This is a genomic window from Sandaracinobacteroides saxicola (assembly GCF_014117445.1).
In the GTDB taxonomy this organism is placed as follows: Bacteria; Pseudomonadota; Alphaproteobacteria; order Sphingomonadales; family Sphingomonadaceae; genus Sandaracinobacteroides_A; species Sandaracinobacteroides_A saxicola.
Genome location: NZ_CP059851.1, coordinates 1,674,446 through 1,700,701, shown reverse-complemented (window position 1 = coordinate 1,700,701; position 26,256 = coordinate 1,674,446). Strand labels below are relative to the sequence as shown.

Sequence of the window (26,256 nt, the reverse complement as noted above, 5' to 3'; positions counted from 1 at the left end):
CGATGGACAGTTTCGTGTCCGCCGACCCGGTGCAGCGGCGGCTGCGGCGCCTGGGGCGTGGCGAGCGGCGGGAGGAGGCGGTCGCGTTCCTGCGGCAGTTCGCGCGCGAGACCGGCATGGCGCCCGAGACGCTGGCGGCGCGGGAGGCCGAGGTGCGGGCGGCGTTGCGGCGGCACGGCCATTATGCGCACAGCATCGATGAGCTGGCGTTCGGGGCGCGGGTGGCGTGGCGCAACCATGCGCGCTGCATCGGCCGGCTGCGCTGGAAATCGCTGGCGGTGCGCGATTGCCGCGATGTGACCGAGCCGGCGGCGATTGCCGAGCGGATGTTCGCGCATGTCGCCGAGGCGGCCGGACGATCGGGCGCGGCGATCAGCATCTTCGCGGCGGCGGCGGGCGGCGTGCCGGCGACCATCGAGAATGCGCAGATGTTCCAATATGCCGGCTGGATCGGCGAGGATGGCGCGGTGCTGGGCGACCGGCGCAACGTGGAGCTGGCGCGGATCGCCATCGCGCTGGGGTGGCGGCCGCCCGCGCGGCGTACGGCGTTCGACCTGCTGCCGCTGATCGTGCGCGACAGCCGCGGGCACCGGCACCTGTTTCCGCTGCCGCCGGGCTTGGCGAAGGAAGTGCCGATCCGGCATCCGACCCTGGCGGGCCTGGAGGCGCTGGGGCTGCGCTGGTACAGCGTGCCGTGCGTGACCAACATGGTGCTGACCATCGGCGGCATCGATTATCCGTGCGCGCCGTTCAACGGCTATTACATGGCGACCGAGATCGCCTCGCGCAACCTGGCGGACCAGCGGCGGTTCGACCTGCTGCCGCAGGTGGCGGACGCATTGGGGATGGACCGGGGCGATCAGCTGTGGCGCGACATGGCGCTGACCGAGTTGAACCGCGCGGTGTTGTGGAGCTTTGGCGAGGCGGGGGCGGCAATCGTCGACCATCATGTGGCGAGCGCCGAATATATGGAGTTCGCGCGGCTGGAGCAGCGGGCGGGGCGGGTGCCGTCGGGCGACTGGACCTGGATCGTGCCGCCGCAGGCAAGCGCCGCCTGCCCTGTGTTCCACCTGCCGATGACGGACATGCATGCGGTGCCGAATTTCTATGTCAGCCGGCAGCTGGACGGCGGCGCGCTGCGGCTGGACCGAAGCCTGGAGCGGCAGGGGCGGTGGCTGCGGCGGTTCCGGCGCTGGCAAGCGCGCTGGCGCGACTGGCGGCGGCGTCGGGACGCGATATGGCATCGGAGCTGAGCTTCGCTGTCACGGAGGAGCCGTGCGTCAGTGTGATCATTCCGCATCGGGATGATGTGGCGGGGCTGGCACGGACATTGGCGGCGCTGGCGAGGCTGGCGCCGGAATCGCCGGCATTCGAGGTGATCGTGGTCGACAATGGGTCGCGCGATGCGGCGGCCGTGCGCGCGGTGGCGGGGCCGGCGCGGCTGGTTCACTGCGCGCAGATCGGGGCCGGCCCGGCGCGCAATGCCGGGGTGGCGGTGGCGCGAGGGCGGCGGCTGGCGTTTCTGGACTGCGATTGCGAGCCGGCGGCCGACTGGCTGCGGGCGGCGCCGGAAGCCCCCGTGGTGGGGGGGCCGGTGCGGGTGGGGTTGCTGGATCAGGGGGTGCGGCCGCCGACGGCGGCGGCCGGGTTCGACCTATTGTTCGGGTTCGATAGCGAGCGGAGTTTCCGCCGCGACGGGTTGCTGCTGACCGGGAACCTGATGGTGGAGGCGGCGGTGTTCGCGGCGGTCGGGCCGTTCCGGACGGGTGTTTCGGAGGATCTGGACTGGTGCCGGCGGGCGGCCGCCATGGGCTTTGCGCCGCGGCTGGAGGCCGGGCTGGCGGTCCGGCATCGCGCCATCGACGACGAGGCGCGGTTGCTGGCGCGCTGGCGGCGGGTGGCGCGGGAGATGTGGTTGACCGATCGGGACGCGGGCCGGCCCGTGGTGGCGTCGCTGTGGTATCAGGCGAAGGTGGCGCTTTCGCCGCTGGTGCACCAGTTCCGCGTGTTGTGGCATCCGGCACTGGCGGGGACGGGGGGGCGGTTCCGGCTGGCGGTGGGGGCGTTGCTGTGGCGGGTGCGCTGGGCGCGGGTGGCGGCGGTGTTCAGCCTGGTCGGCCGGGGATCGGGGCGGTCGATTCCTTTGGGTTGAGCAGCAGGAAGAAAGCGGTCACGGCGATGGCGGCGACGGTGGCGAGCATCGGCAGCGGCTGGAGGCCGGCCTGGATGATGGCGGCGACCAGCGCCGCGGCCTGGCTGCCGAGCAGCACGCCCTTGGTCGAGATGAACCAGCGGCTGCCGAGACGCCCGCCGATGGGATGATCGGGGAGCCAGCTTTCCCAGCCGCCATCGGGCGTGTGGCGCGCCGCCAGCAGCATGAGATAGGCCTTCAGCTGCACCTGGCGGGCGCCCTGGTGGCACCAGATGAGCGCCCCGGCCCCGGCGGTGACGGTAAAGCCCAGCGCGGCGAGCGGGGCGGTTGCAGGGAGGATCAGCTGGACGATGAAGGTGGCGAGCAGGAGCGGCAGCAGGAGGACCAGGATGAGGTTCTGCACCGCCATGCGCAGCAGCAGTTCGGCGCGCAGTGATTGCAGTTCGAGCAGGTCGAACGGGGGCGCCGTGGCGTCGGTTGGCTGCATGTCGATCCCCCGCCGCCGCTGTCAGGAACTGGGCCATTCGGTGCGGCGGGCGCCGTGGCGTTCGGCGAGCTCGGCGACGGTGGCGGCGTCGGGCAGTTGCTCGAACCGCAGGCGGTCCATCCCCTCGTCCTTGAGCCGCCAGTCGAGCCATTGCAGCGCGCCGCTGAACTCGACGCTGCGTTCGATGAGGCGGACCTCGCTGCCGAACAGCACCGCTTCGCCGATGATGCGGTCGCCGAGCCAGACGAGCGCGCGGCGGTTGGTGAGCATGTAGTGGGCGCGGCCGCGCGCGCTGGAGCGCAGCCAGACCGGCAGGCCGATGATCAGCGCCATGCCGATCAGCATGGCAAGGATCAGCGGCGTGGCGCTGGCGTTCGGCGTGCCGGCGAATTCGGAGCCGGCGAAATGCGGCAGGATGAGGCTGACCGCGAACCAGATCAACAGGCCGAGGAGGAGGAAGAGGCCCAGCGTTTCGAGGAGCACGCGGCTGCCGCCGGCGCGGCCCTGCCAGAGGATCAGTTCGCCCTCGCCGGGCGCCTGCGGGCGCGCCTTCACGGCGACGGGGATGGTCGTGTCGGCGGTCGCTTCGCCGCTGCCCATGGCCGCGGCGGGTGCGGTGGCGGGTGGCATCAGCGTTCGACGGTCAGGGCTATACCCATGCCGCCGCCGATGCAGAGCGTCGCGAGCCCCTTTTTCGCGTCGCGGCGGGCCATTTCATGGAGCAGCGTGACGAGGATGCGCGCACCCGAGGCACCGATGGGATGGCCGATGGCGATGGCGCCGCCATTGACGTTGAGCTTCGCCGGATCGAGACCCAGTTCCTGGCCGACGGCGAGCGCCTGGGCGGCGAAGGCTTCGTTCGCCTCGACAAGGTCGAGGTCGGCGACGCTCCAGCCGGCCTTTTTGAGCGCCGCCTGCGAGGCGGTGACCGGCCCGATACCCATGACGGCGGGATCGACGCCGGTGGAGGCGGCGCTGACGACGCGGGCAAGGATGGGCGCGTTGCGCCGCGCGGCCTCCGCCGCCGACATCAGGACGAGGGCAGCGGCGCCGTCATTGAGGCCGCTGGCGTTGGCGGCGGTGACGGTGCCGTCTTTCTTGAAGGCGGGTTTCAGGCCGGCGAGGCTTTCGGGCGTGACGCCATCGCGGATATATTCGTCGGTGTCGATGATGCTCTCGCCCTTGCGGGTCTTGAGGGTGACCGGGGCGATTTCAGGCTTGAAGCGGCCGTCGCGGCGGGCGGCTTCGGCCTTGTTCTGGCTGTGGGCGGCGAAGGCATCCTGTGCCTCGCGGGAAATCTGGTAGCGCTCGGCAAGGTTTTCGGCGGTGATGCCCATGTGATAGCCGTTGAAGGCATCCCACAGGCCATCCTTGATCATGGTGTCGACCAGTTCCAGCGCGCCCATCTTGGTGCCGGGACGGAGCGATTGCGCGTGCATCGAGAGCGACATGCTTTCCTGCCCGCCGGCGAGCATGATGGAATGGTCACCTTGGCGGATGGCATTGGCGGCAAGCGCGACGGCGCGCAGGCCCGAGCCGCAGACCTGGTTGACGCCCCAGGCCGGGGTTTCCTGGCGGATGCCGGCGGCGATGCTTGCCTGGCGCGCCGGGTTCTGGCCCTGGCCGGCGGTGAGCACCTGGCCGAGGATGACTTCGCCGATATCGCCGCCGGTAACGCCGCTGTCGGCAAGCGCGGCGGTGATGGCGGCGCAACCGAGTTCGTGGGCGGGCGTGCCGGCGAAGGCGCCGAGGAAACTGCCGACCGCGGTGCGGCGCGCGGCGGTGATGACGACGTCGGTCATGGGGTACTCCTGTGCTGGTTGCCGGCGATGTAGCGGGTCGAGCGGCCGACTGCCAGTGGTTACGGCGTCAATTGCGGGGTCATGCTGCACATGCTAAGTGGGGTTTTGCCGCCATGGACAGGATCATCGATGCCCGAAACCGCCGCCAAGACGCCGATCATCATCAAGAAATACGCCAACCGGCGACTGTATGACACCCACAGCAGCAGTTACATCACGCTGGAGCATCTGTCGGTGATGACGCGCGAGGGCAAGGAGTTCAAGGTCGTCGACGCGAAATCGGGCGAGGACATCACGCACAGCGTGCTGACGCAGATCATCATGGAAGAGGAGAACCGCGGCTCGACGATGCTGCCGGTGAACTTCCTGCGGCAGCTGATCACCATGTATGGCGACCAGATGCAGGCGATGGTGCCGCATTATCTGGAAGCCTCGATGGAGGCGTTCGCGCGCAACCAGGAACAGTTCCGCAAGGCGGTGGCGGGGGCGATGGGGGGAGCGGTGAACCCGTTCGAGGCGCTGGCGCGGCAGAACATGGCGATGATGAAGGCGGCCGCCGACATGTGGATGCGCGGCGGGCGCGTGGAGCCGGAGGTTGTGCCCGTTGCGGCGGATGCCAAGGCGGAAGAGCTGGCGGCGCTGAAGGCTCAGATGGCGGCGTTGCAGGCGCAGCTGGAGAAGCTGACCAAGGGGTGACGATGACGCTGGAGGCTCTGCGGGCGGCGGGGGTGTGGGTTTCGACCACGGCGGAGGATATCGCGCCGCGCCTGACCGACTGGCGCGGGGCGACGGGCGGCCCGGCGGCGGCGCTGCTGAAACCGGCGAGCATTGCCGAGGTGGTGGCGGTCGTGCGGGCGGCGGGAGAGCATGGCGTGCCGCTGGTGCCGCAGGGCGGGCGAACGGGGCTGGTGGGGGGTGGCCTGCCGGGCGCGGAGGGCGGCGCGTGGATCGTCAGCCTGGAGCGGATGCGGGCCATACGGCAGGTGGATGCGGCGGGCCTGAGCGCCACGGTGGAAGCGGGCGTGGTGTTGCAGGCGCTGCATGACGCGGCGGCAAAGGAGGGCTGCGTGTTTCCGCTGTCGCTGGGGGCAAAGGGGTCGGCGACGATCGGCGGGCTGATCTCGACCAATGCCGGCGGGGTGCAGGTGCTGCGGCATGGCACGATGCGGGCGCTGGTGCTCGGGCTGGAGGCGGTGCTGCCGGACGGATCGGTGCTGAACCAGCTGGGCGGGCTGCGCAAGGACAACAGCGGTTATGACATCAAGCAGTTGCTGATCGGCGGGGAGGGCACGCTGGGCATCGTGACCGCGGCGACGCTGCGGCTGGTGCCGGCACCGGCGGCGCGGGCGGTGGCCTGGGTGGGGCTGCACAGCCCTGCGGAGGCGCTGGCGCTGCTGAGGCGGGTGCGCGGCGCGCTGGGGGAGGCGGTGGAAAGTTTCGAGATCATGCCGGCGGCGGGGCTGGCGCTGGTGTTGCGGCATATCGAGGGGGTGCGGGCGCCGCTGGCGGGTGCGCATGCCTGGCATGCGCTGATCGAGGTGACGGGGCGGGGGGCGCCGGAGGCCATGCTCGGCGAGGTGCTGATGGCGGCACCGGAGGTAGAGGATGCGGTGGTGGCGGCAAGCGACGCCCAGGCGGCGGCGCTGTGGCGGCTGCGTGAGGAACTGCCGGAGGCGGAGCGGCGGGACGGGGGCGCGATCAAGAATGATGTGAGCATCGCGGTCGCCGACCTGCCGGCCTTTTACGAGGCTGTGGTGGCGGTGATGGCCGGGGCGTTCCCGACGCTTCGGGTGATGGCGTTCGGCCATCTGGGCGACGGCAACCTGCACCTGAACTTCCGCGCGCCGGAAGGGGTGGATGATCGGGCCTGGGTGGAGGCGAACAGGGTCCCCGTGCGGCGGGTGCTGCACGACCTGATCGCCGATTGGGGCGGGTCGATCAGCGCCGAGCATGGCATCGGCACGCTGAAGGCGGCGGAGCTTGCGCGGCTGGGCGATCCCGGCAAGCTGGCGGCGATGCGGGCGGTGAAGGCGGCGCTGGACCCGAAGGGCATCATGAACCCCGGAAAGATTTTGGTGTGAGGCTGCTGCTTGTCACTGGCTTGGGCGGTCGCTAAAGCGGCGGCGATGCGCCATTCAGGCGCCTTTTTTCTATGGGGAACATGATGGCCAGCCAACCGCCCGCACAGCAATTGCCGCTCTTCTATGGCAGCCTGGCGCCGCTCGACACGCAGGCGCATGCGGGCTGGGGATTGAAGAACCGGCTGGACCTGGGGTTCACGCGCGGCACGCACGCCATCCCGCTGACGGTGGACGAGTTCGCCATGGCGCAGAAACATTATCCGATCGTGTTCGGCACGGGTGATGGCGCGGTGCCGCTGGCGCTGGTGGGCCTGCAGGAAGGGGTGAACCAGTTCGTCGATGCCGAGGGGCAGTGGAAGGCCGGCACCTATATCCCCGCCTATGTGCGGCGCCATCCGTTCATGCTGGCCAAGCTGACGCCGGACGCGACGCAGTTGAGCCTGGTGTTCGACGATGCCAGCGGCATGCTGGGGCCGGACGAGGAGCAGAAGCTGTTCGACGGCGCCGAGCCGAGCGAGGTGACGAAGAATGTGCTGAACTTCTGCGAGCAGTTCGAACAGGCGATCGCGCGCACCAAGAGCTTCATGGACGAGCTGGAGAAGCTGGGGCTGCTGATGGAGGGCGAGGCGCAGATCCAGAATCCGGGGATGGAGCAGCCGGCGGTGTTCCGCGGCTTCCGCATGGTGGACGAGACCAAGTTGCAGAACATCCGCGGCGACCAGGCGCGCAAGATGGTGCAGAACGGGATGATGGGGCTGCTCTATGCCCATCTGTTCAGCCTGGCGGAGATGCGCAGCCTGTTCGAAGCGCAGGCCGGCCAGCTATAACGCTGCTGCCGCGGCCTCTTGCTGCCAACCGCGCGCTGGCCTATCGCTGGGACGGGGCGCGGATGGGAGAGAGCGGATGCTGAAGCTGGTGGCGGGTGCGGTGCTGGGCCTGGCGTTGATGGGCGGGGCGGTGTCGGCCGCGCCGATGAAATTGACGGTGCCGTCGGGCGTCTATGGCATGGACGCCGCTCATTCCAGCTTGGTGTGGCGGGTGAAGCATCTGGGGCTGAGCTGGTACACGGCGCGCTTTGCGAAGATGGACGGCTCGGTCACGCTGGATGCGGCCAACCCGCTGAACAGCAAGGTGAATGTGACCATCGACGCGGCAAGCGTGAAGACTGAGTTTCCGTTTCCCGACCAGACCGATTTCGACAAGAAGCTGACAGGCGAGCAGGTGATGAACGCCGCCAAGTTTCCGACCATCACCTTCGCATCGACGAAGCTGGTGTCGACGGGACCGAACACCGGGAAGATGACGGGTGACCTGACCTTCCTGGGCGTGACGAAGCCGGTGACGCTGGACGTGACGCTGAACGGCGCGATGGATCATCCGATGATGAAGGTGCCGGTGCTGGGCTTCAGCGCGAAGGGCAGCATCAAGCGCAGCGATTTCGGCCAGAAAATGTACCTGCCGGCGGTGGGGGATACGGTCGAGCTGGTGATCGAAGCGGAATTCCTGAAGAAATGAGCGCGTCGCATGACCGCTACAGCCGGTGGAGCATCACGCTCCACTGGCTGATCGCGCTGATCATCATCGGCAATCTGGCGGGTGGCCTGTTGCTGGAGAGCCTGTTCAACGCCAGGGACCCTGCGACGCGGCAGCTGGGATTCACGGTGGTGCAGGTGCACAAGAGCATGGGCCTGACTGTGCTGGTGCTGAGCCTGGTGCGGCTGGCGATGCGGCTGCGGGAGGGTTTTCCGCAACTGCCGGGGCACATGACCGCTACCGAACGCTTTCTGGCGCGGGTGACGCATTATGGATTTTATGCGCTGATGATCGGCATTCCGCTGTCGGGCTGGATGATGGTGTCGGCGAGCCCGCTGAATTTTCCGACGATCTGGTTCGGGCTGTTCGAATGGCCGCACCTGCCGACGGGGACGAGCAAGGTGCTGGCGGAGCGCGCGGGCGCGGCGCATCAGTGGCTGGCCTATGGCGCGATCGTGCTGCTGCTGCTGCATGTCGCCGGCGCGCTGAAGCATCATTTCATGGACCGCGACGATGTGCTGGCACGGATGCTGCCCTTCGTGCGGCGGCGCGCATGAAGGCGGCGTTGCTCTCGCTGCTGCTGCTGGCGTCGCCGGCGCTGGCGAGCGGCTGGGCGATGGTGCCGGCGCAGAGCAGCCTGGGGTTCAGCAGCGAGTGGAACGGCGCCGTGGTGCAGGGACGGTTCGCGCGCTTCTCCACCACCATCAGCTTCGATCCGGCGAAACTGTCGGCGGCGAGGGTCAGCGCGGTCATCGACCTGACGTCGGCGAGCACCGGGGACAAGACGGTCAATGGCTCCCTGCCGGGCGAGGACTGGTTCGCGGTGGCGAAGGCCCGGGAGGCGCGGTTCGTCGGCACGGCGATCGTGGCAGGGGCGCGGCCGGGTGCCTATGTGGCGCGGGGCACGCTGACCCTGCGCGGTGTGGCGGTGCCGGTGGAACTGCCCTTTACATTGAGCATCGCGGGCGATGTGGCGACGATGGCGGGAACGGCGCGGCTGGACCGCCGCAGTTTCAGGATCGGCATGGAAAGCGATGCCGCGGGGACATGGGTGGCGTTTCCGGTGCCGGTGACGGTGCGGATTGTCGCGCGCCGGATCAAATAAGGGGAGTGCGATGAGCGTGTATCAGCATCCGGTGGCGTTCGACCGGGTCTTCGAGCCATTGTGGCTGCCCGAGATGCTGCGGCGGACCGCCGAGCGCCAGCCGACGAAACCCTGCATCGATTTCCTGGGGCGCGTCAGCCGCTATGGCGAGATCTGGGATGCGGTGCGGCGCGCGGCCACCGGGTTCGCGGCGATGGGGGTGGGGCCGGGGAGCACAGTCGGCCTGTTCCTGCCCAACTGCCCGCACTATGTCATCGCCTATTTCGGCGCGCTGATGGCCGGCGCGCGGCTGGCCAATTTCTCGCCGCTGTACACCGTGGCGGAACTGCGGGCGCAGGTGGAGGACAGCGACTGCGACGTGATGGTGACGCTGGACGCGGCGGCGCTGTATCCCACGATAGCGAAGGTGCTGGAGACGAGCCGGCTGAAGACGCTGATCGTCGGTTCGGTCGCCGAGGCCTTGCCGCCGGCGAAGGCGCTGCTCTATCGGATGTTCAGGCGGCGCGAACGGTCGAAGGTGAGCTGGGACGCGCGGCATGTGACCTGGCGCAGCCTGTTGACGCATCCGCGGATGATGATGCCCTCACCACTGCCCGATCCGCAGGCGCTCGCGTTGCTGCAATATACCGGGGGAACGACCGGCGCGCCGAAGGGCGCGATGCTGAGCCATGCCAACCTGAGCATCAACGCGCAGCAGGTCGATTCGATCGATCCGGAGCCGCAGGCCGAGGACCGCATCCTGGGGGCGCTGCCGCTGTTCCACATCTTTGCCAACACCTGCATCATGAACCGCACCATCGTGCGCGGCGGCATGATGGTGCTGCTGCCCAAGTTCGAGGTGAAGGCGGCGCTGTCCGCCATCGCGCGGACGAAGGTGACCGCATTGCCCGGCGTGCCGACCATGTATCGCGCGCTGCTGGATTATCCGGAGGCGGCGAAGTTCGACCTGTCGTCCTTGCGGGTGTGCATCAGCGGCGGGGCGCCGATGCCCGAGCCGGTGAAGACGGCATTCGTGGCGCGGACGGGCGCGACGCTGGTGGAGGGCTATGGCCTGACCGAGAGCGCCGGCGTGGTCTCGACCAACCCCTATGCCAGCGGCGGCAAGGCGGGGACGATCGGCCAGCCGCTGCCAGGCACCGTCGTGGTGCTGGTGGACAAGGATGATCCGACGAAGCCGGCGCGGGAAGGCGAGGCGGGCGAACTGACCTTCCGCGGCCCGCCGATGATGAGCGGATATTGGAAGCGCGACAATGCCGGCGTGTTCGTCGATGGACGGCTGCGGACCGGCGACCTGGCGACGGTGGATGCCGATGGCTTCTACACCATCGTCGACCGGTTGAAGGACATGATCATCGTGGGCGGGTTCAAGGTGTTCCCGAGCGTGGTGGAGGAGGTGCTGTACCGGCATCCGGCGGTGAACGAGGCGCTGGTGATCGGGGTGCATGACGAGTATCTGGGCGAACGGCCGAAGGCGTTCGTGACGCTGCACGCGGGGGCGGAGGCGAGCGCGGAGTCGCTGCTGGCATTCGTGAACGCCAACATCGGCAAGCATGAGCGGCTGGTGGCATGCGAGGTGCGCGACAGCCTGCCCAAGACGATGATCGGCAAGCTTTCGCGCAAGGAACTGGTGGCGGAAGAGAAAGCGAAGCGGACATGAAAATCTATGGCGTGATGCTGTCACCGTTCGTGCGCAAGGTGCATGTGATCTGTGCGGAGAAGGGCCTGAGCGTGGAATCCGTGCCGGTAGGCATGGGATCGAAGGATCCCGGATTTCTGGCTGCGAGCCCGTTCCGCAAAATCCCCGCGATCGATGACGATGGGTTTCTGCTGAGCGATTCCAGTGCCATCGCGCATTATCTTGAGGCGAAATATCCGGCGGTGCCGATGCTGCCGGCCGATGCCGAAGGGCGGGCGCGGGCGGTGCAATATGACGAGATCGCCGACACCGTGCTGGTGCCGGCGTTCGCCAAGCTGTTCTTCAACCGGATCGTGGCGCCGCGTTTTTTGAAGCGGGAGGGCGATCTGGCGGCCGCCGACAAGGCCGAGGCCGAGGAGCTGCCGCCGCTGTTCGACTGGGTGGAGACGGTGTGCACGGACGGCTGGCTGGTCGGCAAGGCGTTCGGACTGGCGGATATCGCCATGGCCGCGCCCTTCGTGAACATCGAGATGGCGGGCTGCGTGCCCGACGCCACGCGTTGGCCGCGGCTGAGCGCCTGGCTGGGCCGGGTGCGCGGGCGGGCGAGTTTCACGCGGCTGGCGGCGGTGGAGGCGGCGATCCTCAGAAGTTGAACCCGGCCTCCAGCCCGAACGACCGGCGCCCGCCGGGCGAGATGAAGGAGCCACCGAACTCCGGCGCCGGAATCACCTCCGCCAGATATTTGCGGTTGGCCACATTGGCGGCGTAGGCGGTCAGCGACCAGTTGGCGCCGGACACGCCGGCCCGCAGGTCGAGCGTGCCATAGGCCTCGCGCCGGGTCAGGCCATAGTCGCCGGTGCCAAGATTGCCCGGCAGGAACAGCTTGAACAGCGTGGGCCGCTGCCCGGTCTGCGCGGTCGAGAACCAGGTCGGCCCGACGATGCGGTAATCGGCACGGAAATTCGCCTTCAGCGTGTCGGACAGCGGCAGCGACACGTCGGTGCCCAGGTTGATGGTGTAGTCGGACGTGTAGGGCAGCTTGCCGCCGTTGGTGCCCGGTCGCGCGGTGTTGCGGACGATCTTGCCGTCGTTGACGTTGCCCGAGGCGAACAGGCTCCAGCCTGGCATCACCTGAACGGTCGCTTCCAGCTCGCCACCCGTCACCCGCGCCTTGTCGATATTGGATACAACGCGCAGGATGCCGAACGGCCCGGCGTAGAATTCGAAGAATTGCAGGTCCTTGATCTCGCTGTGATAGACAGCACCGTCCAACCGCAACCGGCCGTCGAAGGCGGTCGCCTTGAACCCCGCCTCGAAGGCGCTCGACCGTTCCTTGCGGAAGCGGTCGTCGATGTTCAGGCCGGCGTTGATCGGCGCCGCGTTGAAGGCGCTTTCGATCGTCGCCTTGCTGCCCTGGTTGTTGAAGCCGCCCGATTTGAAGCCGACGCCCCAGCTGGCGTAGAGATTGACTTCGTCCGAGGCTTTCCATGACAGGCTGACCCGTGGCTGCAACTGTTCATAGACTGCGCGCTGCGGCAGCAGGGGGCCGAAATCCAGCCCGACGTTCAGCGGCTTGTTGCCCCCGCGGGCATATTGGTTGCGGGCCGTGGGATCGACCAGGTTGGTCACCCGCCGCAGTTCCCGGTCATAGCGCAGCGCCACCGACAGGGTCAGCGGCTCGGCCAGCTTGTAATCGCCCGACCCGAACAGCGCGAACACATCGGTGCGGAAGCGGTCATGCGCCAGCTGCTCGGTCGGGTTCGAGGAGGTGCGCCCGTTGAACAGGTTCGGCAGGATGCCCTGACCCTTGTCATAGCCCAGCGACACGCCGACCTCGCGGTTGATGTTGAGGTAATAGGCGCCGACCGACCAGTCGAGCGGCCCGCCCGCGGTGGAGGCCAGCCGCACCTCGGCACTGAAATCGCGCTGGTTGCGCAGCTGGTATTGCGTGCCGTCGCAGGTGGTCGGGCCGAAGGCGCCCAGGATCGAGGCTTCCGGCGTGCCCGCCAGGAAGGCCGGCGGCGCCAGCTGGAACCCCGCCGCGGTCAGCGCCGCCACGCTGGCGCGGCATTCGGGGGCGCTGTTGAAGAAGCCGAACGCCGCCACCGCGGCGTCGGCGATCAGGTCCTGCTTGACGTCGGAATAGAGCGCCCAGGCGGTGAGCTTGGCCGCGCCTAGGTCATGGTCGAACTTGGCGGAGGCCTCGAACGTCTTTTGGTTGCCGGCGGAGGGAATGTTCGACTGGTAGAGGAAGGGGTGGTCGTTGACATTCTCGAAGAAGGCGGGGCTGCCGAAGGCCGCTGCGGTGTTGGGCAGCGCGAAGGCGACATTGAAATTGATCGAACCGGATTTCACCTTTGAATAGCGCGCCTTTACGTCCAGCGTGCTGCGGTCGGACAGGTCGGCGATCAGGCGGGCGTTGAAGCCATAGCCTTCATATTGGTCCACGGTGGCGCCCTGCGCCACGGCGATCGGGCCGGTGTTGCGGAAAAAGCCGTCCGTGCGGCGGTAGTCGCCCGACACCAGTAGGCTGACGGTGTCGGACAGCGGCCCCGACAGCGAGACGAAGCCCGACCAGGTGGCATTGTTGCCGCCGGACACGCGCCCGCGCGCCTCGAACATGTCGCCCGGCTTGCGCGTTGTCACCGCCAGCGCGCCCGCCGCCGCGTTGCGGCCGTAATAGGCGCCCTGCGGCCCCTTCAACACTTCCACCTGGGTCAGGTCGCCCTGCATCTGGTTCAGCACCGAGGTGTTGGTCTTCAGGATGCCATCGACCACCAGCGCCACCGAGCTTTCGGCGTCCCGCGCGCCGTTGATGCCGCGGATGTTGATCTGCGTGTCGCCGATCTCGGCGGTATTGGTCACGATGGTGACGCCCGGTGTCAGCTGCGCGATGCCGGCCGCGTTCACCACGCCGGCGCGGCTGAGTGTCGCTTCCGTCAGGACCGATACCGACGCCGGCACATCCTGCAGTCGTTCGGACTGGCGGCGCGCCGTGACGATGATGTCGCCTTCGTCGACGGCGACGGCCGCCGCCTGCGCGAACAGCGGGGCCGGCATCGCCGTGGTGGCGAGAAGGCCGGCAATCAGGAACGGATGGCGCATCGAAAGACCCCCTTTTGTTGTGCGGCGTCGAACGCGCCGTTCTGTATACATGCTGGCCGACCTGTCCGCCCTTTGTCAAATACCCGCTGCGATGCAACATCGGCGGACCTGTCCTTTTGCGGGGTGTCTGGACTTTCGCCGGTCACCGTCGCACCCTGCGGCTGTTGCCCGATCCGCCATTGCCTTTCCGATCGGGGCAGGAGAGACCGATGCGCCTGGCCGCCGCCCATATCGCCTCTGTTTTCATGGATACCGCCGCCAGCATTGCCAAGGCTGTCGAGTGGATCGGCCGGGCGGGGGAACAAGGTGTCGACCTGCTGGTGTTTCCGGAGGTTTTCCTTCCCGGCTTTCCGCACTGGATCAACCTTTATCCGCCGCTGGTGCAGGCGGGGTTGAACGCCCGCTACCACGCGGCCTCGATCGCCGCCGACGGCCCCGAACTGGCGGCGATCGCGGAGGCAGCGCGGCAGGCCAAGCTTGCCGTCGTCATCGGCTTCAGCGAGCGCGGCCGCAGCGGCACCTGCTTCAACAGCAGCGCCACCATCGACCGGGACGGGCGGATCGCCGCGATCCACCGCAAGCTGAAACCCACCTATGCCGAGCGCACCGTCTGGGGGGAGGGCGACGGCGCTGGACTGGTCGTGCCGCACCTCTCCGGCATCGGCCGCGTCTCCAGCCTGATCTGCTGGGAGCATACGATGAACCTGGCGCGCCAGGTCGTGGCCGAGCAGGGCGCCGTCATCCATGCGGCGCACTGGCCCGGCCTGTCCACGCTGGCCGGTTTCGACAGCATCGCCGATGTCCAGATCGAAGCGATGATGCGCAATCATGCCCTGACCGGCCAATGTGTCGTGGTGTGCGCCGCCGGCCCGGTGGGAGCTGACCTGATCGCCTTCCTGCACCGCGAGCTGGGCGAGCAGGCGATGCTGCGGGAGGGCGGCGGCTGGAGCGCGATCATCCACCCGTTCGCGGCCACGCTCGCCGGACCGGTGACGGGGGGCGGGGAGCAGATGCTGGTCGCCGAGCTGGACGTGGCGGCCGCGGTGGCCGAGGTGAAGATGTGGGTGGACGGCAGCGGCCACTATGGCCGCCCGGATGTGCTGCGCCTGCATTTCGATTCCCGGCCGCGGCAGACGATGCAGCAGGTCGAGCTGAGTTGAGCGCCGCGTCGACGCCCGGCACGCTGGAAGGACGGCCGCGACATCCCGATTGACTTTGCCGAACCGCTGTGAAATTGGTATGACCAATTCAGCAGGAATGGGCGAAGATGCGGGTATCATTGGTGCTGGCGGCAATCGCGTTGGCCGCTCCAGCGGTGGCGGGGGCGACCGACCCGCTGCTGCCCGCCGGCCGCTGGACGGCAAACATGACCGGAAATGCGATGACGCCGCCGATGGGGTGGAACAGCTGGAACGCGTTCGCGACGCTGGTGGACGAAGAAAAGGTGATGGGAACGGCGCAGGCGCTGGTGGACACTGGTCTGGCCAGACTGGGTTACCGCTATGTCAACATCGACGATGGCTGGTGGCTGACCCGGCGACAGTCCGACGGGCGCCTGATCATCCGCACCAGGATTTTTCCCAGTGCCGCGACCGGTCCCGATACCAGCTTCCGGCCGCTCACCAGCCGCCTCCACGCAATGGGGCTGAAGGCGGGCATCTACACCGATATCGGCCGCAACAGCTGTGGCCAGTCCTATGATATTGAATCGCCGAACACGCCGGAGGGGAGCGTTGCGGAGCGCGAGATCGGGCTGGGCGACCATGTCGAGAAGGATATCCGGCTGTTCTTCGGCGAATGGGGTTTCGACTATGTGAAGGTCGATGCCTGCGGGATCGACGACAACAGCGAGCGGGCGCGCGCGACGCGCGGCGGCACGTTCGCGAAATATCCGCCGCTGATCTATCGCGATTCGCTGAACCGGACCAACATTCCCGAGGTGAAGGCGCGCTATGCCGCCGTGCGCGATGCGCTGGTGCGCGCCAATCCCGACGGTGATTTCGTCTATTCGATCTGCGCCTGGGGTTCGGCCAACGTCCGCGCCTGGGGCAAGGATTATGGCAATGTCATCCGCACCAGCGACGACATCCGGCCGACCTGGGCGCGCATGCTGCACGTGTTCGACAGTGCCGCGCAGCGCCCGCTCTATGCGCAGCCGGGCAGCTGGAACGACCCCGATATGCTGTTCGTGGGCCATGGCGATTTCGACGAGACCCATCTGACCGAGGCGAAATCGCATTTCAGCCTGTGGGCGATCATCAACGCGCCGCTGCTGATCGGCTATGACATGCGCAAGGCGCCCAAGGCCTTGCTCGATATCTGGGGCAATGCCGATCTGGTGGCCGCGAACCAGGACCGCGGCGGGCACCAGGGCGTGATCGCCTATGACAGCGAGGATGTGCAGATCATCGTGAAAACCCTGGCGGGCAGCGATCGCAAGGTGGTGGCGCTGTTCAATCGCGGCATTGCGCCCGCCGATGTGACGCTGATGGCCGAGCATCTGAAGTTCGCGCCCGACGCGCCGGTTGCCCTGCGCGACCTGTGGAGCAAGGCGAGGCTCGATCCGTTCACCGGCAAGCGCGTTTTCAAGGTGGCGGCGCGCGAGACATTGGTGTTCGAGGCGAGCGGCAGGCGCGCGCTGGCCGATGGCATGTATCTGTCGGAGATACCGGGCCGGGTGAATGTCGCCCATGATGGCGTGGTGCGGCCCCAGACCGATCCGACCGTGCACCGCATGGTCAACCCGTGGGAGGGGACGGCGTCCGCCGGCACGCGGCCCCTCTATGGCGGCTGGGGCGGGGCAATGGCGGACCAGACACCCTATGGCCAGACGCTGGCGGTGGCGGGAACGCCCTTGGCAACGGGTATCGGCATTCTCGCCAATTCGCGGCTGGAGGTGAAGAACGACGGCGAGTTTCGGCGTTTCGCGGCGCAGGTGGGGGTGGATGACAATACGCCCAATATCGCGGCGCCCGTCCTGTTCGAAGTCTATGGCGACGGGCGGCTGCTGGCGCGGTCGAAACCGATGAGGTTCGGTGATCCGGCGGCCGCGCTCGAAGCGAACGTCACAGGGATCAGGATTGTGGAGCTGATCGTCCGGCAGGCGAACGGGCGCGATGTGCCCGCAAGCGCAGCCTGGGGCGCGGCGCGGCTGCTCAAGTGACACCGCGCCCGATCAATGATGTCCGCGCCGAGGTGGGCGAAAGCGCCCTTTGGGACCCGCGCGCGGGCTGTCTCTACACCGTCGATGTCTGGGGCAGGGCGCTGTGGCGGCATGACCTGGCAAGCGGTGCGGCGAAGCCATTGCTCGTGCCCGAGATGGCGGCGTGCGTGGTGCTTGCCGAGCCCGGCGTGTTGATCGGTTGCGAGACGCACCTGCTTGCCGCCGCCCCCGGCGCCTGGCGGCGGATCGAGGCGCCGCCGGGGCATCCGGCAACGCACCGGTTCAATGACGCGGTGGTCGATCCCCGGGGCCGGCTGATCATCGGCACGATGAAGCTGAGCGCGCTCGGCGCCGAGCCGAGCGGGACGCTGTATCGCCTCGATCGCGGGGGTTGGGAGGTGATCGACGAGGGGCTGTGGATCCTGAACGGCACGGCGATGTCGCCCGACGGCCGGACGCTCTATTATTCGGACTCGCATCCCGATGTGCGTACCATCTGGGCGCGGGACTATGATGCGGAAAGCGGCGCGCTGGGCGAACGGCGCGTCTTCGTCGATACCGCGGGCATGGCCGGCCGCCCCGACAGCGCCTCGACCGACGCCGAGGGCAATTACTGGATCGCCGGAATCAATGGCGGTGTCGTCTATGGCTTCGCGCCGGACGGGCGGCTGATCCGCGAGATTGCGGTGCCGGTGGAAAATCCGACGCGCGTGGCCTTTGCCGGGGAGGAGCTGAAGACGATGGTCGTCACCTCGATGCGGGTACGGCTGACGCGGCCCGATCCGGACAATCTGGCGGGTGCGACCTTCGCCTTCGATGCGGGTGTGGCCGGCTGGCCGACGCACCGCGCTATTCTGGAGTGAAGAAGGCCGCCCGAGCGCGCCGTGGCTGGGTGTAGAGGCCTTCGTCGGCGGTGCCGGCTTCGTAGCTGCCGCGATGTTTCGCGCTGTCGGCGGCGATGTTGGTGCCGGGTGGATGCCGGGCGATCTCGTCCAGCAGGAGGTCCGTGCCGAGACCCGGCCGGTCGGGGACGAGCATGTGGCCGTCCACCGTTTCCAGGCTGTGGGTCAGGATCGCCTGCCGCCCCGGCCAGTCGGTCAGGAAGCGCTCATGGATCAGCGCGTTGGGAATGGAGGCAAGGAAGTGGATCGCCGCGAATTCGGCAACCGGCCCCAAGGTGCCCGAATGCGGGGCGACCTGGATGAAATGCGCTTCGGCGAGCGCGGCGATCTTGCGCAACTGGGTGAGGCCGCCGACGCGACCGGTGTCGGGCTGGACGATGTCGACCAGCCCTTCGCCGATCAGCGTGCGGAAGCCCCAGAGCAGCGACAGGCGCTCCCCGGCCGCCAGCGGCAGCCCGGTCGCGGCGCGGACGCGGCGCAACCCGTCGAGATCCTCGGGTGCGACCGGTTCCTCCAGGAACAGCAGGTCATGGGGTTCCAGTGCGCGGGCGAGCCGGATGGCGTCGGGCGCGGTCAGCCACGGCGGGCCGTGCAGGTCGACCGCGATGTCGATGCCGGGGCCGAGCGCCGTGCGCAGCGCCGCGACCTTGGCCTGCGCGTCGCGCGGGTTGCCGGCCTTCACCGCGGTGAAGCCTTGTGCCACGGCGTCTCGCGCGGTTTCGACCGAGCTGGCATGCACATAGGCCCGGACGCGGTCGCGGAACCTGCCGCCCAGCAGGCGGTGCAGCGGCACGCCCAGCGCCTTGGCGTTCAGGTCCCACAATGCCATGTCGATCGCGCCGATGGCGCCGGCGCCGACCACGCCGGTCCGGCCATGGCCCATCTGCGCCACGAACATGCGATGCCACAGCCGATCGATGTCGCGCGCATCCTGGCCGATCAGCAGGGTGGCGAGGTCGGCGATGGCGGTTGCGACGACTTTGGGCCAGCCGCTGCCTTCACCGATGCCGTGAACACCGGTGTCGGTCTCGACCTTCACGAAACACCAGTGCCGGCTGCCCGCCGAACTCATGCCGGCGGCGCTCCACGCGGTCTCGCCTGGCGCGCCGGCCTGCATCAGATAAGGGGTAATGGCGGTGATTTTCATGGGGTGGCCTGCCGCGGCTTTGTCTCGAAGGCGCCAATATCCGGCCCGGCGCCCAGCGGCCGCGTCCGTCCGAGAATGTCGGTGGTAACGGATTTCAGCGGATAGCCACTGTCGATGGCCGGCGATCCCGGCTGCAGCGCGAAGTCCTTTCGCCCGGGCGCCACCAGCATCGGATCGATGATGCAGTCGTTCGGCCCCATCGCGTCGGGCTTGCGCCCGCCGAAATAGATGTTGTGGTCATAGGTCACCGCCTGGTTGCGGTCGTCCTCGTTCACACGCTCGCCGTCGGCAGCGACGATGATGTTGTTGAGGATGCGGATGTTTATCGAGGTGCGCGCGAGGATCTGGCCCCAGTCCAGCTCGGGCGTTGTCGTGTTGTGCCAGGCGGTGTTGTGGAAGATGTCGACGTTGGTGCTGCTGAACGCCTGGATGCCGGCGCCACCGTTTTCGAAGACGATGTTGTTCGCCACCAGCGTGCGGCCGTTGTAGGGGCTGCCCTTGATCTGCCTGTTCATCGTGTCGTCGACGATGATGCCATTGCCATCGGACAGACGCTGGAACTGGAACCACTTCACCTCCACGCGATTGCGCCAGGCGATGTTGCCGATGACGATGTTCTTGTATGTCCCCGTGTCGGCGCCGGTATCCTGCGGATGGAAGATCGAGATGCCGCTGTTCGCGAAAATGCTGCGATAGGCGGTATCGTGCACGCGGTTGTTGGCGATCAGGATATGGTCGGCCTGATCCGTGGCGATGCCGCCGCCGGGCACATGATGGATGTGATTGTCCACGATCTCGATGAAGCGCGGCGTGATCCGGTCGAACAAGGGGTCATTCTGGTTGGGCGGGCGGATGCCGATGCCATTGGTGTTGACGAAGCTGGTTTCAGGACCCCAGGTACGGGTCTCGGGCTTGAGGAAGCGTTCATAGACCCTGTTCGAATCGGCGATGTCGACATTCGCCGCATTGCCGGCGATCTCCAGCCCCTCGACGCGGATGTAGGAGGCGGTGATGAGGACATGGTTCCACGCGGTTTTCGCCGTCAGCACCGGCCGGTGTCCGGGGAAGGCCTTGTAGGTGATCATCGCCCCCGGCGCACCTGACCGGGTGATGTGGACGACACCTTCGTTGCCGCGTTCCGTGTAGGTGCCGTTCTTGATCAGCACGGTGTCGCCCGGCCGGGTCACCGCATGGGCGGCGGCGATGGTGGCGAAGGCGCGCGTCTCGCTGGCGCCGTCGTTGCCGTCGTTGCCGGTCGCGGCATCGACATACCAGGTGCGATGGGTGGCGGCGTAGTTGGTGTTGACGATGACCTTCGTCTGGGTGGTCCCCCGGCCGTCGGTTGCGGTGATGCCGAAACGGTCCGAGCCGACGCGGCCACGGGCGGGGGTATAGATGAAGCGGTCCGCGCCGGGGTCGGGAATGGTGACGGTGCCATGGATCGGCCTGACACCGATGGCGTAGCGCAGCGGTGCACCGGTCCGGCTTTTTGCCCCGATGCTGCCGGTCACCACCTCGTCGATCCGAACGTCGAAGACATTGCCGTTCAGCGACGTCGGCCCATCCTGGGCGACCGCGGGTGGCGCGGGGGGCGCCGCGGCGAAAGCCGGCGCGAGCACCGGCACCGCCGCCATTGCCAGCGCACGGACGATGTGCCTTGATCCGCGTGGCATCCAGACCTCCCGCACCCCCACCTCCCTTTGCCGATTGTCGAAAAGCAGCTTCCCAATCCCGGACGGATATGTCAATTGGTAAAACCAATCCGTAAATTGGTAAGGGCAAATCACGTGCTTGGGGAAGGGGTTCACGACGGAGATCGCCATGGGGTGGCGCTCGATGCCCTCGAATCGCTCCTGGGTGAGCGCTTCACGCGATCATCCGCGGTCCGGCTGGCGCATGGGCGCGGTGAGGCGTTCCATGCCGACATGCCGCCCGATGCGGTGGTCTTCCCCCGTTCGACGGCGGAGGTGCAGGCGGTCGTCCGGCTTTGCGCCATGCAGCGCGTGCCGTTGATTGCCTTTGGCGCGGGCAGCTCGCTGGAAGGCAATGTCGCGGCGGTCGCCGGTGGGGTGACGCTGGACCTGACGGCGATGGATGCGATCCTTGCCGTCAACGATGCCGACATGGATTGCGCGGTGCAGCCGGGGGTCACGCGCGAGGCGCTGAACGCGCACCTGCGCGACGCCGGGCTGTTCTTCCCCATCGATCCGGGCGCCAACGCCACCATCGGCGGCATGGTCGCAACCCGCGCTTCGGGGACCAACGCCGTGCGCTATGGCACGATGCGCGACAATGTGCTGTGGCTGACGGTGGTCACCGCCGACGGCAGCGTGGTCCGCACCGCGCGCCGTGCCCGCAAATCCTCGGCCGGTTATGACCTGACGCGGCTGTTCGTCGGTTCAGAGGGGACGCTGGGCATCGTCACCGAAATCGGCCTGCGCCTGCACGGTCAACCGGAAAAGATCGCCGCCGCCAGCGTGGCGTTCGACAGCCTCGACGGCGCGGTGCGTTCGGTGGTGGAAATCCTGCAGATCGGTGTGCCGGTGGCGCGGGTCGAGATCCTGGACGCGGCGATGGTCGGCGCGGTCAACGCCTACAGCAAAACCGGCTTCGCGGAGCGTCCCAGCCTGTTGTTCGAGTTTCACGGCAGCGAGGCGGGCGTGAGGGAACAGGCCGAAACCGTCGCCATGCTGACCGAAGCCAATGGCGGATGGGGCTTCGAATGGGCGCTGCGGACCGAGGATCGCAACCGGCTGTGGGCGGCGCGGCATCATGCCTATCATGCCGCGCAGGGGCTGCGGCCGGGCTCCCGGCTGATCGTTACCGATGTCTGTGTGCCGATCGCGCGGCTGACCGAATGCCTGGTTGAAACGCATGCCGATATCGCGGCGGCGGGGATCGTTGCGCCGATCGTCGGCCATGTCGGCGATGGCAATTTCCATGTCTTCCTGACCGTCGACCCCGATAATGAAGCGGAGATCGCCCAGGCGCGCGAGCTGAACGACCGGCTGGTGGCGCGCGCGCTGGCGATGGATGGCACCTGTACCGGCGAGCATGGCATCGGTCTGGGCAAGCAGGACAAGCTGGTCGACGAGCTGGGCAGCGAGGCCGTCGCGCTGATGCGGCGGATCAAGCAGGCGCTCGATCCCCACAACATCCTCAATCCCGGCAAGATCTTCCGCTTCGATCAGGAGACATCGCAGTGACCATCCCCTACCGCCGCATCGACGAACTCACCCGCGCGAAGCTGAAGACGATCTCGACCGCCACGGTCGCGACGATCCTGCACGCGCGGGGGCTGCGCAACCAGTTCATCCAGGGTGTCTTCCGCCTGACCGAGCATCGCCGGCCGATGGTGGGGCAGGCGTTCACGCTGCGCCACATTCCGGCGCGCGAGGATATCGACCAGCGCGAAATCTTCCGCGATCCCAAACATCCCCAGCGTGTGGGGGTCGAGAGCGTCGGACCGGGGGATGTGTTCGTGATGGATTGCCACCGCGATCCGACCTCGGCGTCGCTTGGCGGCATCCTTGCCTCGCGCCTTCAGTCACGTGGCTGCGAAGGGTTCGTATCGGACGCGGGCATCCGCGATTCGGATTATGCCGCGACGCTCGACCTGCCGATCTATGTCGCATCGCGTTCGGCGCCGACCAACCTGACCCGGCAGCATGGCGTGGAGCTGAACGTGCCGATCGGCTGCGGCGGCGTGCCGGTCTATCCGGGCGATGTGATGCTGGGCGACGGCGACGGCGTGATGGTCATCCCGCTGGAATATGTCGATGACATCCTGCCGGAGGCGCTGCGGATGGAGCATTATGAATCCTTTGCCCAGGCCCATATCCTGGCGGGGGCGAAGGTGACCGATTTCTATCCCGCGAAGGAGGAGGCGCTGCGGCTCTACGCCGCGTACAAGGCGCAGAATCCGATGCCGTTCGGGGAGGAATGAGCATGGACCGGCTGGGCCTGGGCGCGGGCGGCGTTCCGCCCGGCGACGTGTTCATCACCGGCAGCGCCGGCCGCATCGGTGGGGCGTTGCGGGAACGGCTGGGGGCCGCGGGCTATGCCATCCGCCACAGCGACATTGCCGTGCCCACCGATGCCGACATCGCGCGCTTCACCCAATGCGACCTCAATGACCAGGACCGCATGGCCGCGGCGATGGCGGGCTGTCGCGCGCTGGTGCATTGCGGCGGCCATCCGCGCGATATCGACTGGCCGACCATCGAACGACGCAACTTCTCCGGCACCTACAATGTGTTCCAGGCGGCGAAACGGGCCGGTGTGTCGACCGTGATCTATGCCAGTTCGAACCAGATGTGCGCGCTGCATCCGGCGGATACGCTGTTGTCGCCGGATCTCGATCCGCGCCCGGCGGGGCTTTACGGCGTGTCGAAGGCGTTCGGCGAGGCGCTGCTGCGTGCCGAGGCCGAGGCGAACAGGTGGATCGCCTTTTCCTGGCGGATCGCCTGCTACAAGCCGGCGCCGGTCAACGCGCGCGACCTGCGGTTGTGGCTCAGCCCCGACGATGCCGCGCGGCTGGTGGATCGTTGCCTGCGCTGGAGCGAAAGCGGCTATCGCATGATCTGGGGGGTTTCCGGCAATACCCGCACGCGCATCGATGACCCGGTGGCGCGTCTGATCGGCTATGCACCGCAGGATGATGCCGAGGATCATCTGGAGGCGCTGAAGGCCGCGGGCGTGGACACCAGCCTCGTGTCCGAATGGCCCTATCTGGGCGGCGACAAGGCGCTCGAATGGGTGACGGGAGCATCGGCATGAGGGCATTTCTGGTCGCCTTTACGCTGTGTCTCGCCAGCCCCGCGCTGGCGCAGGCCGACCGTCCGCTGCCGCCGGTGGCGGCGACCGCGATGACACCCGAACTGTTTCTGGGCGCGCGCAAGACCGAGCAGCGGGGCGGCAAGGGCACGCTGACCATCGTGCCGGCCAAACATGCCGCGTTCTCGAGAGCGCTGCACATCAGGACCGATGTTCATGTCGTCGGTTCTTGGGGGGTCGAGACGCGGATGACCCTGGCGGCGCCGATGAAGGCGGGGCAGGCGGGGCTGGTGCGCTTCTGGGCGCGCTGCACCGAGACCGCCGACGAGACCGGCGTCGGGCTGATCCGGCTTGCGATCGCGCGCACCGACGGAGACCGGGCGAAGTCGCTGGAGCTGGAAGCGGGCGCCAATGCCGGCTGGCAGCAGTTCAGCTTTCCCTTTGTCGCGGGCGGCGAGCTGCCGCTGGGCAATGCCGAAGTGATCTTCATGACCGGCAACCGCGCGCAGACGATCGAAATCGGCGGCGTCGAGGTGTTGACCTTCGCCGACGGGGTCAGCGCCGATGCACTGCCGAAAACCGAGTTCACCTATGAAGGGCGCGAAGCCGGGGCGGCGTGGCGCAAGGACGCCGAGGCGCGCATCCTGGCGCTGCGTCGCGCCGCGCTCACCGTGTCCGTGGTGGGGTCGGACGGCAGGCCGGTGCCGGACGCGACGGTGCAGGTGCGGATGAAACGCCACGCCTTCCAGTTCGGCTCCTCGGTGGCGATGAAGATGATTACCGGCACCGATGCCGACAGCGAAAGATATCGCGCGAAGATCCTTGAACTCTACAACGCGGTCTCGACCGAGAATGAGACCAAATGGCCCGGCTGGGAAGGCGACTGGGACTGGGTGACCGGGCGCGACAAGACGCTCGAGGGGCTGCGCTGGCTGAAGCGCAACGATCTCTACGTCCGCGGCCATGTCCTCGTCTGGCCGGGGTGGAAGAACCTGCCCGCAGGCATCAAGGGGCTGAGGGACACGCCGCAGCAGGACACGATCCCAGGTCGCGTCACCGCGCATATCGCCGACATCACCGCCACGACGGCGGGGCTGATCGACGAATGGGACGTGCTGAACGAGCCCTATCTCAACAACGACCTGATGAAGCTGTTCGGACGGGGCATCATGGCCGACTGGTTCAAGGAGGCGCGCCGCGTGCTGCCGCATGCGCCGCTCTACCTGAACGAGGCGGCGGGGCATGATTATGTCAACCGGCCGGTGTTCGTGCAGAGCGCGATCGAAACGGTGAAGGAGCTGCGGGCGGCGGGCGCCGACGTCGATGGTGTCGGCATCCAGTCGCACATGTCGAACCTACCCAGCCCGCCGGCGCGCATCCTCAAGACCTTCGACCTCTATGCGAAGCTGGGGGTGAAGATCCGCGCCACCGAGTTCGACATGGATACCGCCGACGAAAAGCTCCAGGCCGATTTCACGCGCGACTATCTGATCGTGTTGTACAGCCACCCCAATGTCGTGGGCTATCAGAGCTGGGGCTTCTGGGCGAAGCAGCATTGGCGCCCGCGCGGCGCCTTCTTCCGCGAGGACTGGTCGGAACGTCCCGCGCTGGCCGAATACAGGAAGCTGGTGTTCGGCAAATGGTGGACCAACACCGAGGGCATGACCGGTGCGCGCGGGACGTACGCGACGCCTGCCTTTCAGGGGCGATATGAGATCGCCGTGGCAAAGGGCGGCAAGCGGGTGGTGCGGACGGTCGACATCCCGCTGGGCCTGACCGCCGCGGGGGTGATGGTGGTGTTGCCATAGATGGTGGCGGGTTGGTCAGGGACTTCGGGGCGTCCTGCTTTGCTCGGAATGTCAGTTGAGCGGAGGCCGGTTGGAACGCGTCTTGGCGATGGGTGTTGAACGGGGATGCTGCATCATGTTTCGCTTGGCACGACCAACTTGAAGCGGGCGAAGGCTTTTTACACGCCGGTGATGCAAGAGCTTGGTTTGCGCTGCACGCTCGAAGTTGATGAAGCGGTCGGCTACGGTGCCGGCATCACGGTCTTCAGCCTGAACATGCCCGCCAACGGACTGCCTGCGACGGTGGGCAATGGCGTTCATGTCGCATTTGAAGTCGAGAGGCGCTCAACGGTGGATGCCTTCTTCGAAGTGGCAGTGGCGAACGGCGGCAAAGCCGAGGGGACGCCAGGGATTCGACCAGAGTATGACCGGCATTACTATGCCGCTTTTGTTCGAGATCCAGACGGCAACAAGATTGAGGCGCTCACATTCGCCGCCGCTTAGCGCCCTCTGTCACGGTTTCCCCGAATGCCTCAAAAGTCGTTGGACGGGCACACGCCACCACGCTGGCTGTCCTTAC

General features: G+C 67.6%; 24 protein-coding genes. 18 read left to right on the top strand and 6 right to left on the bottom strand.

The window, feature by feature from the left end; all coding sequences use genetic code 11:
- Nucleotides 1–2 precede the first annotated feature (2 nt).
- Both H3309_RS08495 and H3309_RS08490 read left to right on the top strand, forming a co-directional pair.
- Nucleotides 3–1,253, top strand: a complete 1,251-nt coding sequence (locus H3309_RS08495; protein WP_182294322.1) for a nitric oxide synthase oxygenase — start codon at nucleotides 3–5, stop codon at nucleotides 1,251–1,253.
- A complete protein-coding gene (locus H3309_RS08490; RefSeq protein WP_182294321.1) occupies nucleotides 1,238–2,152 on the top strand; it encodes a glycosyltransferase family 2 protein in 915 nt (304 codons plus the stop codon). The genes H3309_RS08495 and H3309_RS08490 overlap by 16 nt, the downstream gene beginning before the upstream one ends.
- Here H3309_RS08490 and H3309_RS08485 read toward each other — a convergent pair.
- From H3309_RS08485 to H3309_RS08475, 3 genes are read right to left on the bottom strand one after another with little or no spacing between them, the layout of a single operon-like run.
- Nucleotides 2,106–2,639 (bottom strand): hypothetical protein, encoded by a 534-nt coding sequence (locus tag H3309_RS08485; RefSeq protein WP_182294320.1) that lies wholly within the window; start codon nucleotides 2,637–2,639, stop codon nucleotides 2,106–2,108. The two genes, H3309_RS08490 and H3309_RS08485, sit on opposite strands and share 47 nt — an antisense overlap.
- Before the next feature lie 21 nt (nucleotides 2,640–2,660).
- Nucleotides 2,661–3,269 carry a hypothetical protein gene (locus H3309_RS08480; RefSeq protein ID WP_182294319.1) on the bottom strand — a complete coding sequence of 203 codons (609 nt, stop codon included), beginning with the start codon at nucleotides 3,267–3,269 and terminating at the stop codon, nucleotides 2,661–2,663.
- A complete protein-coding gene (locus tag H3309_RS08475) occupies nucleotides 3,269–4,441 on the bottom strand; it encodes an acetyl-CoA C-acetyltransferase (RefSeq protein WP_182294318.1) in 1,173 nt (390 codons plus the stop codon). The genes H3309_RS08480 and H3309_RS08475 overlap by 1 nt, the downstream gene beginning before the upstream one ends.
- A 129-nt stretch (nucleotides 4,442–4,570) precedes the next feature.
- Between H3309_RS08475 and phaR the strand changes: the two genes are divergently transcribed.
- The 8 genes from phaR (at nucleotide 4,571) to H3309_RS08435 (ending at nucleotide 11,449) form a co-directional block, all read left to right on the top strand.
- The gene (gene phaR, locus H3309_RS08470; protein ID WP_182294317.1) at nucleotides 4,571–5,137 is read left to right on the top strand and encodes a polyhydroxyalkanoate synthesis repressor PhaR; all 567 of its coding nucleotides are present in this window, start codon (nucleotides 4,571–4,573) and stop codon (nucleotides 5,135–5,137) included.
- 2 nt (nucleotides 5,138–5,139) lie between these two features.
- Complete coding sequence (locus tag H3309_RS17655; RefSeq protein WP_182294316.1) at nucleotides 5,140–6,522, top strand: FAD-binding oxidoreductase; 1,383 nt, start codon at nucleotides 5,140–5,142, stop codon at nucleotides 6,520–6,522.
- 83 nt (nucleotides 6,523–6,605) lie between these two features.
- On the top strand, nucleotides 6,606–7,349 hold the full coding sequence (locus tag H3309_RS08460) for a SapC family protein (protein WP_182298596.1): 744 nt from the start codon (nucleotides 6,606–6,608) through the stop codon (nucleotides 7,347–7,349).
- Nucleotides 7,350–7,425: 76 nt separating this feature from the next.
- A complete protein-coding gene (locus H3309_RS08455; protein WP_182294315.1) occupies nucleotides 7,426–8,037 on the top strand; it encodes a YceI family protein in 612 nt (203 codons plus the stop codon).
- Nucleotides 8,034–8,612: a cytochrome b gene (locus H3309_RS08450; protein ID WP_182294314.1), complete on the top strand. Its 579-nt coding sequence runs from the start codon at nucleotides 8,034–8,036 to the stop codon at nucleotides 8,610–8,612. Before H3309_RS08455 ends, H3309_RS08450 begins: the two co-directional genes overlap by 4 nt.
- A complete protein-coding gene (locus tag H3309_RS08445; RefSeq protein WP_182294313.1) occupies nucleotides 8,609–9,160 on the top strand; it encodes a YceI family protein in 552 nt (183 codons plus the stop codon). Before H3309_RS08450 ends, H3309_RS08445 begins: the two co-directional genes overlap by 4 nt.
- 10 nt (nucleotides 9,161–9,170) lie before the next feature.
- The gene (locus tag H3309_RS08440; RefSeq protein ID WP_182294312.1) at nucleotides 9,171–10,817 is read left to right on the top strand and encodes a long-chain-fatty-acid--CoA ligase; all 1,647 of its coding nucleotides are present in this window, start codon (nucleotides 9,171–9,173) and stop codon (nucleotides 10,815–10,817) included.
- Complete coding sequence (locus H3309_RS08435; RefSeq protein ID WP_182294311.1) at nucleotides 10,814–11,449, top strand: glutathione S-transferase family protein; 636 nt, start codon at nucleotides 10,814–10,816, stop codon at nucleotides 11,447–11,449. Before H3309_RS08440 ends, H3309_RS08435 begins: the two co-directional genes overlap by 4 nt.
- On the opposite strand, the gene H3309_RS08430 is transcribed toward H3309_RS08435, so the two are convergent.
- Nucleotides 11,439–13,901 carry a TonB-dependent receptor gene (locus tag H3309_RS08430; protein ID WP_182294310.1) on the bottom strand — a complete coding sequence of 821 codons (2,463 nt, stop codon included), beginning with the start codon at nucleotides 13,899–13,901 and terminating at the stop codon, nucleotides 11,439–11,441. The genes H3309_RS08435 and H3309_RS08430 overlap by 11 nt on opposite strands.
- 209 nt (nucleotides 13,902–14,110) lie before the next feature.
- On the opposite strand from H3309_RS08430, the gene H3309_RS08425 reads away from it, so the two are divergent.
- From H3309_RS08425 to H3309_RS08415, 3 genes are all read left to right on the top strand, one after another.
- Nucleotides 14,111–15,061, top strand: coding sequence for a carbon-nitrogen hydrolase family protein (locus H3309_RS08425; RefSeq protein ID WP_182294309.1), 951 nt, complete (start codon nucleotides 14,111–14,113; stop codon nucleotides 15,059–15,061).
- 107 nt (nucleotides 15,062–15,168) lie between these two features.
- A complete protein-coding gene (locus H3309_RS08420) occupies nucleotides 15,169–17,064 on the top strand; it encodes an NPCBM/NEW2 domain-containing protein (RefSeq protein WP_182294308.1) in 1,896 nt (631 codons plus the stop codon).
- The gene (locus H3309_RS08415) at nucleotides 17,061–17,927 is read left to right on the top strand and encodes an SMP-30/gluconolactonase/LRE family protein (RefSeq protein ID WP_182294307.1); all 867 of its coding nucleotides are present in this window, start codon (nucleotides 17,061–17,063) and stop codon (nucleotides 17,925–17,927) included. Before H3309_RS08420 ends, H3309_RS08415 begins: the two co-directional genes overlap by 4 nt.
- Here H3309_RS08415 and H3309_RS08410 read toward each other — a convergent pair.
- Nucleotides 17,914–19,113: a mandelate racemase/muconate lactonizing enzyme family protein gene (locus H3309_RS08410; protein ID WP_182298378.1), complete on the bottom strand. Its 1,200-nt coding sequence runs from the start codon at nucleotides 19,111–19,113 to the stop codon at nucleotides 17,914–17,916. The genes H3309_RS08415 and H3309_RS08410 overlap by 14 nt on opposite strands.
- Nucleotides 19,110–20,786: a choice-of-anchor Q domain-containing protein gene (locus tag H3309_RS08405; RefSeq protein WP_182298377.1), complete on the bottom strand. Its 1,677-nt coding sequence runs from the start codon at nucleotides 20,784–20,786 to the stop codon at nucleotides 19,110–19,112. The genes H3309_RS08410 and H3309_RS08405 overlap by 4 nt, the downstream gene beginning before the upstream one ends.
- 153 nt (nucleotides 20,787–20,939) lie before the next feature.
- On the opposite strand from H3309_RS08405, the gene H3309_RS08400 reads away from it, so the two are divergent.
- The 5 genes from H3309_RS08400 (at nucleotide 20,940) to H3309_RS08380 (ending at nucleotide 26,180) form a co-directional block, all read left to right on the top strand.
- Nucleotides 20,940–22,319 (top strand): FAD-binding oxidoreductase, encoded by a 1,380-nt coding sequence (locus H3309_RS08400; RefSeq protein WP_243453888.1) that lies wholly within the window; start codon nucleotides 20,940–20,942, stop codon nucleotides 22,317–22,319.
- On the top strand, nucleotides 22,316–23,059 hold the full coding sequence (locus tag H3309_RS08395) for a ribonuclease activity regulator RraA (RefSeq protein WP_207791580.1): 744 nt from the start codon (nucleotides 22,316–22,318) through the stop codon (nucleotides 23,057–23,059). The genes H3309_RS08400 and H3309_RS08395 overlap by 4 nt, the downstream gene beginning before the upstream one ends.
- A gap of 2 nt (nucleotides 23,060–23,061) precedes the next feature.
- Nucleotides 23,062–23,892, top strand: coding sequence for an NAD-dependent epimerase/dehydratase family protein (locus tag H3309_RS08390; RefSeq protein WP_182298373.1), 831 nt, complete (start codon nucleotides 23,062–23,064; stop codon nucleotides 23,890–23,892).
- Entirely contained in the window at nucleotides 23,889–25,697 is a 1,809-nt protein-coding gene (locus H3309_RS08385; RefSeq protein ID WP_182298372.1) for an endo-1,4-beta-xylanase, read from the top strand. Before H3309_RS08390 ends, H3309_RS08385 begins: the two co-directional genes overlap by 4 nt.
- A gap of 105 nt (nucleotides 25,698–25,802) precedes the next feature.
- Nucleotides 25,803–26,180, top strand: coding sequence for a VOC family protein (locus H3309_RS08380; protein ID WP_182298370.1), 378 nt, complete (start codon nucleotides 25,803–25,805; stop codon nucleotides 26,178–26,180).
- Nucleotides 26,181–26,256 lie beyond the last annotated feature (76 nt).

Bases quoted from the DNA above. Each gene is read 5' to 3' on its own strand.
- H3309_RS08495 (WP_182294322.1), top strand. From the start codon at position 3: ATGGACAGTTTCGTGTCCGCCGACCCGGTGCAGCGGCGGCTGCGGCGC.
- H3309_RS08490 (WP_182294321.1), top strand. From the start codon at position 1,238: ATGGCATCGGAGCTGAGCTTCGCTGTCACGGAGGAGCCGTGCGTCAGT.
- H3309_RS08485 (WP_182294320.1), bottom strand. From the start codon at position 2,639: ATGCAGCCAACCGACGCCACGGCGCCCCCGTTCGACCTGCTCGAACTG.
- H3309_RS08480 (WP_182294319.1), bottom strand. From the start codon at position 3,269: ATGCCACCCGCCACCGCACCCGCCGCGGCCATGGGCAGCGGCGAAGCG.
- H3309_RS08475 (WP_182294318.1), bottom strand. From the start codon at position 4,441: ATGACCGACGTCGTCATCACCGCCGCGCGCCGCACCGCGGTCGGCAGT.
- phaR (WP_182294317.1), top strand. From the start codon at position 4,571: ATGCCCGAAACCGCCGCCAAGACGCCGATCATCATCAAGAAATACGCC.
- H3309_RS17655 (WP_182294316.1), top strand. From the start codon at position 5,140: ATGACGCTGGAGGCTCTGCGGGCGGCGGGGGTGTGGGTTTCGACCACG.
- H3309_RS08460 (WP_182298596.1), top strand. From the start codon at position 6,606: ATGGCCAGCCAACCGCCCGCACAGCAATTGCCGCTCTTCTATGGCAGC.
- H3309_RS08455 (WP_182294315.1), top strand. From the start codon at position 7,426: ATGCTGAAGCTGGTGGCGGGTGCGGTGCTGGGCCTGGCGTTGATGGGC.
- H3309_RS08450 (WP_182294314.1), top strand. From the start codon at position 8,034: ATGAGCGCGTCGCATGACCGCTACAGCCGGTGGAGCATCACGCTCCAC.
- H3309_RS08445 (WP_182294313.1), top strand. From the start codon at position 8,609: ATGAAGGCGGCGTTGCTCTCGCTGCTGCTGCTGGCGTCGCCGGCGCTG.
- H3309_RS08440 (WP_182294312.1), top strand. From the start codon at position 9,171: ATGAGCGTGTATCAGCATCCGGTGGCGTTCGACCGGGTCTTCGAGCCA.
- H3309_RS08435 (WP_182294311.1), top strand. From the start codon at position 10,814: ATGAAAATCTATGGCGTGATGCTGTCACCGTTCGTGCGCAAGGTGCAT.
- H3309_RS08430 (WP_182294310.1), bottom strand. From the start codon at position 13,901: ATGCGCCATCCGTTCCTGATTGCCGGCCTTCTCGCCACCACGGCGATG.
- H3309_RS08425 (WP_182294309.1), top strand. From the start codon at position 14,111: ATGCGCCTGGCCGCCGCCCATATCGCCTCTGTTTTCATGGATACCGCC.
- H3309_RS08420 (WP_182294308.1), top strand. From the start codon at position 15,169: ATGCGGGTATCATTGGTGCTGGCGGCAATCGCGTTGGCCGCTCCAGCG.
- H3309_RS08410 (WP_182298378.1), bottom strand. From the start codon at position 19,113: ATGAAAATCACCGCCATTACCCCTTATCTGATGCAGGCCGGCGCGCCA.
- H3309_RS08405 (WP_182298377.1), bottom strand. From the start codon at position 20,786: ATGCCACGCGGATCAAGGCACATCGTCCGTGCGCTGGCAATGGCGGCG.
- H3309_RS08390 (WP_182298373.1), top strand. From the start codon at position 23,062: ATGGACCGGCTGGGCCTGGGCGCGGGCGGCGTTCCGCCCGGCGACGTG.
- H3309_RS08385 (WP_182298372.1), top strand. From the start codon at position 23,889: ATGAGGGCATTTCTGGTCGCCTTTACGCTGTGTCTCGCCAGCCCCGCG.
- H3309_RS08380 (WP_182298370.1), top strand. From the start codon at position 25,803: ATGCTGCATCATGTTTCGCTTGGCACGACCAACTTGAAGCGGGCGAAG.